The following is a 6,301-nucleotide window of genomic DNA, read 5'->3' as shown; positions in this document are numbered from 1 at the left end:
TTTAGGAGTATGTTTATTCATTTTGAAATTATAGGACTGAATAAACCTTATAGGCTAGGTTTGTGCAACAAAGCCACATCCAACTAAAGATAGGCTTAAGGTAAAAATACCTAAAAGGTGTCTATGGTTCACTTGAAACCCCTTTATTTTTATATGTTCAGAATTGGTATTTATTAATAATTATTAATTTTTTTAATTCGATTTATGTGATTAACGTCTAAAAAATATAATATATCACATACCTTGTCTATAGCTATTTTTGACCCAATTAAATAACGCTAGGCTAAGATTTTGCAAAAAGATGGACGAAAATGGACGTGAAAGCTTGATCGAACAAGCGGTAGAGATATAGAAAATTTTTTAAGGTTATAAAGAAGATTAATTGTTTCTAATTGTTATTTTTTAATAGATGAGTTGAATCCTATGAAAGAAGCAATAACGATAGAAATTAATCGAGGAAAGTATTTTCATATAATTTTTATCTGATCTAAAGGTTTCTTAGATTGTTGATTTTTATTTAATTTAAGCATTAGTTTAATAATTTATAAAATAATTATGCCTTATGCAATTAAAATAAAACATTGTTAATTAAAGTATTGGAATAAAAAAAATGATGAATATTAGAGCAATATTGGCTAGAAGGTATGTACAAGATTAAGATCAATATAGGGTAAAAATATTTTTAAAAACTAAAATAGATTCATAAAATGTAACTACATTTAAGTATCGGCTTTTTTTGTAAGTGGCTTGTGTAATAGAATTAATATATCTTATAAACAAATCAATAAAAAAGAGACGCTTAAAAGGCATCAATATATTAAAAATAATTAGTGAAAAGTAGAATAAAAATATTAAAGGGTATTTAAAATGGTGATGAAAATATTAGTGACTGGTGGAGCCGGTTTTATTGGATCTGCTGTCATCCGGCATCTGGTCAAGGAGACTGAACATCAAGTCTTAAATGTTGATAAGTTAACTTATGCGGGTAATCTAGAATCTTTAATTTCTATATCGGATCACCCACGTTACCATTTCTCTCAAACTGATATTTGTGATCATGCAGCTTTAACACGACTATTTGCAAGCTTTGAACCCGATGTGGTCATGCATCTAGCGGCAGAGTCTCATGTGGACCGATCCATCGATGGCCCAGCCGAATTTATTAAAACAAATATTGTCGGTACCTATACCTTATTAGAAGCTGCACGAAAGTATTGGCAAAAGCTGCCTGAAATTAAAAAATCCAGATTCAAATTCCACCATATTTCAACAGATGAGGTCTATGGAGATTTGGAAGGCACAACCGATCTGTTTGCAGAAACCACACCTTACTTGCCAAGTTCACCTTATTCGGCCAGTAAGGCCAGCTCGGATCATCTGGTACGTGCCTGGCATAGAACTTATGGTTTGCCAGTCGTGATCACAAACTGTTCCAATAACTATGGACCTTATCATTTTCCTGAAAAACTGATTCCTTTGATGATCCTCAATGCTTTGGAAGGGAAGTCCTTACCAGTGTATGGTAACGGTCAGCAGGTTCGAGACTGGCTTTTCGTAGAAGACCATGCCCGCGCTTTATATCAGGTTGCGACTCAAGGCATTGTAGGTGAGACCTATAATATTGGTGGATGGAATGAAAAACAAAATATAGACGTAGTCAAAACCATCTGTCAGATTTTAGATGAATTAAAACCTCAACTGAATGGGGAACGTTATGAAAGCCTCATCACTTTTGTTAATGATCGGCCTGGACATGATCTGCGCTATGCCATTGATGCATCAAAAATTGAACGGGAACTGGGGTGGAAGCCACAGGAATCATTCGAGACCGGTATCCGTAAAACTGTGAAGTGGTATCTGGATAATCTGACATGGTGTCATCGCGTTCAGGATGGTTCTTATCAGCGTGAACGTTTAGGGGAGGCAGTCTAATGGCTAGCACAACCAAGGGGATTATTTTAGCCGGTGGTTCGGGCACACGTTTGCATCCGATTACCAAAGGCATCTCGAAACAGCTACTTCCGATTTATGACAAACCGATGGTTTATTACCCATTATCTGTCCTGATGTTAGTTGGTATCAGTGACGTTCTGGTTATTAGTACGCCAGAGGATATTGAGGGATTTAAGCGTTTATTGGGAGATGGTTCACAGTTTGGCATGGAGCTGAGTTATGCAATTCAGCCTCGCCCTGATGGTTTGGCACAAGCCTTTATCCTGGGCGAAAAATTTATTGGCCAAAGCAATGTATGTCTGGTGCTGGGCGATAATATTTTCTACGGGCAAGGTTTTACCCCTATGCTACGTCAAGCTGCAGCACGGCAAAAAGGAGCAACGGTATTTGGTTATCAGGTGAAAGATCCTGAGCGCTTTGGCGTGGTGGAATTTGATGAACAGCACCGCGTGATTTCAATTGAAGAAAAACCGAAACATCCTAAATCTAACTTCGCCGTAACGGGCCTGTATTTTTATGACAATGATGTGATTCAAATTGCCAAACAGGTGCAACCCTCCGAACGGGGTGAGCTGGAAATTACCTCGATTAATCAGGCATATCTGGAACGAGGTGATTTAAATGTTGAATTGTTGGGGCGTGGGTTTGCCTGGTTAGATACAGGAACACAGGGCAGTCTGCTTGAGGCAGCTCAATTTGTAGAAACTATTGAAAAACGTCAGGGTTATAAAGTGGCCTGCCTGGAAGAAATTGCATTGAATAATGGCTGGCTGAGCAGAGAGGAAGTTTTAGCGATTGGTCAAACAATGAATAAAAATGGCTATGGACAATATCTGATTTCTTTAGTGGGGTAATAACGATGAATCTTATTGAATGGATAGAATTACCTAATCTGGGAGATCATCGTGGCAGCTTGGTGGTCGCCGAAGCTAATCGGAATATCCCCTTTAATATACAAAGGCTCTATTATATTTTCGGTACTCAGCCTGATGTTCCTCGTGGATTTCATGCACATAAAGACCTTCAACAAATTGCTTTTTGCATTCAAGGCAGTTGCAAAATGCTGATGGATAATGGCAAAGAAAAGCTAGAGGTCTTAATAGGTCAGTCTAATAAAGGATTATTTATCCCGCCAATGGTTTGGCATGAGATGCATGATTTTTCCAAAGATTGCATATTGCTGGTATTGGCAAGCGATTATTATGAAGAAAGCGATTATATCCGCAATTATGACCAGTTTTTAAAAGAACTGCATAAGACCTGTACGCAATAGTGAATTAAAATAATAGCATAACAAAAAACAGGGTTTTAAATAATAATAAATATTAAGGAGATGTATGAGATGATTAAGCCGCTTACATCGTTGCGTATGTTTTTTGCACTATTTGTTTTTCTGAGTCATTTGGCTTTTCTTAAAAATGACACATATTATGCAGATGTTTTTAATAATATTTTTAATGAAGGATTTTTAGGTGTCAGTTTCTTCTTTATATTAAGCGGATTTATTTTAGCCTATAACTATAGAGAAAAATTTCTCACTGGAAGTATTTCAAAAAAAGAGTTTTATATTTCTCGCTTAGCACGGGTATATCCGGTACATATTGCAACTACGGTGATTGTGCTTCTATTAACCTTTATCCAGTATGGACAAGGGTGGGAATACCTGTTTCAGCATATTTTTCTGATGCAAAGCTTTTTTCTGGAAGAAAATATTCATTTTTCATTAAATTCTCCTTCCTGGAGTATTTCTGATGAAATGTTCTTTTACTTACTTTTTCCCTTTGCACTTTTAATCTCTGAAAAATTAAGAGGCTATATTTTTATTTTGTATTTTATAGGTATTTTACTATTAAATTTTCAGCTGGATAAAAATCAGAATCACTATTGGTTATATATCTCGCCATTTGTGCGTTTTTCTGATTTTTTACTGGGCATGGTCCTGTTTGATATTTTTGAAAAAATAAAATTAAGTTACTCTAAAATAAACCGATCTGTTTTCGTTATTGAAATTGCAGCAATTTTGCTTTTTGTTCTATTCTTTGTATTTCATGATGATATCAATATAAGTTACAGGTATTCTATTTACTACTGGCTACCGATGGCAGCTATTATCCTTGTTTTTGCATTATCTCATGTTGCAAAGGAAAAGAGCCTTATTACTAGATTTTTATCAAGTAAATATATGGTACTAGCGGGTGAAATTAGTTTTTCTTTTTATCTGCTTCATGTTTTAGAAATTCAAGTTTTAAATTATATAAAAAAGCTACTGTCATTCGATATAGATTTAATGCTGTTTTCAGGAATTATTTTTATAATTACCTTGATCGCTAGTTTTTTAATGTATAAATATATCGAAAAACCTCTCAATAGGAAATTGAAACAATTTTTATTAGAACCAGGTTTTAAATCTAAGAATTATGGACTAAATAAATAAACTTTGATTTTAATAAAATTGAAATTAAAAAATAAATAAAAAATGATGTGAGATTGATAAGAATGATTCCTTTTCTTGATCTAAAAGCAATAAATGCACAATACCGTGAAAAACTTATCACTGCTTGTACGCAGGTCATTGATTCAGGCTGGTATATATGTGGCAAAGAATTAGAAGAATTTGAACGAAATTTTGCAAACTATTGTGGTACACAGTATGCCGTCGGAGTGGCGAATGGACTGGATGCACTTATTTTGACCCTGCGTGCCTGGAAGGAATTGGGCAAACTCCATGAAGGGGATGAAGTCATTGTGCCTTCAAATACCTATATCGCAAGTATTCTGGCGATTTCACAAAATAATTTAAAACCGGTGCTGGTCGAACCGGATATTCATACCTTTAATATTGATACTAAAAAAATTGAAGCAGCCATTACAGACCGAACTAAGGCAATTTTACCAGTTCATTTATATGGACAGCTTGCTGCAATGCCAGAAATTATGAGTATTGCCAAGAAATACCATTTACTGGTTTTAGAGGATTCAGCCCAAGCTCACGGTGCTGAAATAGGGGGTAAAAAAGCAGGAAATTGGGGAGATGCCTCAGGCTTTAGTTTTTATCCGGGTAAAAACTTGGGTGCATTAGGAGACGGAGGCGCGATTACCACCAACGATGCCGAGTTAGCCGATATGCTAAAGGCTATACGTAATTATGGTTCACATGAAAAATATAAAAATCTGGTACCTGGAGTAAATAGTCGCCTTGATGAAATCCAGGCTGCAATTCTAAATATAAAACTGAAATTTTTGGATCGGGAGAACCAGCATCGCCGCCAGATTGCAGATCTCTATTTAAAAGGAATTCAAAATCCGGCCCTTGAGCTTCCACTCATAAATATAGACACGGAAACTTATACCCAGCATGTTTGGCATTTGTTTGTCATTCGAACCCGACATCGGGAAGAATTACAAAAATATCTGGCAGACCATGGGGTACAGACACTGATTCATTATCCGATTCCACCGCATAAACAACAAGCTTATAAAGAGTGGAATGGCTTAAGTTTACCAATTTCAGAACAAATTCATGCCGAGGTCTTGAGCTTGCCCATCGGGCCTACTTTATCTGTAGATGAAGCGAAGCAGGTTGTTCAGTTATGTAATGGTTTTCAAATATAGATGAATTTACTTACGGCCAGCGTACTCAATGGTGTGGCGGTGTTGATTAAGACCCTAACACTGTTTGTACTGAATAAAATTCTGGCTGTATATCTGGGACCGACTGGATATGCCGCTTTAGGACAATTTCAAAATTTTATTCAAATGGTGACCACTTTTGCGGGTAGCGCAATTAATACTGCCGTCATTAAATATACGGCCGAGTATCATGAAGACCAAAACAGACAACGTGCAATCTGGAAAACGGCAGGCAGTCTTGTTTTTCTATTCAGCCTGATTTTTGCAATATTAATTTTAATTTTCCAAAGCCAGCTATCACTGTATATATTTCATACTCTTGAATATCAAAATGTTTTCGTATGGTTCGCAGTATTTTTAGTATTTTTTAATTTTAATACCTTGTTTTTAGCAATATTAAATGGCAAAAAAGAAATATTAAAACTGGTCATTGCCAATATTGCAGGCAGTTTATTCGCGCTTATTATTACCAGTATTTTGGCTATAAAATTACATCTATATGGTGCCTTGATTGCATTATCTATTTATCAGTCTATTGCATTTATAGTGACTTTATTTCTGTGTTATCGAGCGAAGTGGTTTAAATTTTCATCTCTGTTTGGAAAAATAGACCTCGAAATTACTAAAAAATTTAGTTCTTTTGGGCTTTGTTGCACAAACCTAGCCTATAAGGTTTATTCAGTCCTATAATTTCAAAATGAATAAACATACTCCTAAA

At 35.5% G+C, this 6,301-nt stretch carries 5 protein-coding genes and 1 pseudogene; all 6 read left to right on the top strand.

The window, feature by feature from the left end; translation table 11 throughout:
* Positions 1 to 873 precede the first annotated feature (873 nt).
* The gene (rfbB, locus tag VXP95_RS15085) at positions 874 to 1,932 is read left to right on the top strand and encodes a dTDP-glucose 4,6-dehydratase (protein ID WP_191730838.1); all 1,059 of its coding nucleotides are present in this window, start codon (positions 874 to 876) and stop codon (positions 1,930 to 1,932) included.
* Complete coding sequence (rfbA, locus tag VXP95_RS15080) at positions 1,932 to 2,807, top strand: glucose-1-phosphate thymidylyltransferase RfbA (protein WP_416712325.1); 876 nt, start codon at positions 1,932 to 1,934, stop codon at positions 2,805 to 2,807. Before rfbB ends, rfbA begins: the two co-directional genes overlap by 1 nt.
* A gap of 5 nt (positions 2,808 to 2,812) precedes the next feature.
* Positions 2,813 to 3,226, top strand: a complete 414-nt coding sequence (locus VXP95_RS15075) for a sugar 3,4-ketoisomerase (RefSeq protein ID WP_416712324.1) — start codon at positions 2,813 to 2,815, stop codon at positions 3,224 to 3,226.
* A 69-nt stretch (positions 3,227 to 3,295) separates the two neighbouring features.
* The gene (locus VXP95_RS15070) at positions 3,296 to 4,387 is read left to right on the top strand and encodes an acyltransferase family protein (RefSeq protein ID WP_416712323.1); all 1,092 of its coding nucleotides are present in this window, start codon (positions 3,296 to 3,298) and stop codon (positions 4,385 to 4,387) included.
* Positions 4,388 to 4,449: 62 nt separating this feature from the next.
* A complete protein-coding gene (locus VXP95_RS15065; RefSeq protein WP_416712322.1) occupies positions 4,450 to 5,565 on the top strand; it encodes a DegT/DnrJ/EryC1/StrS family aminotransferase in 1,116 nt (371 codons plus the stop codon).
* A pseudogene (locus VXP95_RS15060) lies at positions 5,566 to 6,231 on the top strand (oligosaccharide flippase family protein); the annotation flags it as partial.
* Positions 6,232 to 6,301: the final 70 nt, after the last annotated feature.

The sequence above is a fragment of the Acinetobacter sp. 226 genome, from assembly GCF_048147925.1.
GTDB lineage: Bacteria > Pseudomonadota > Gammaproteobacteria > Pseudomonadales > Moraxellaceae > Acinetobacter > Acinetobacter pecorum.
Note: the sequence above shows the minus strand (reverse complement) of the source record. Positions and strands in the feature narration are given on the sequence as shown.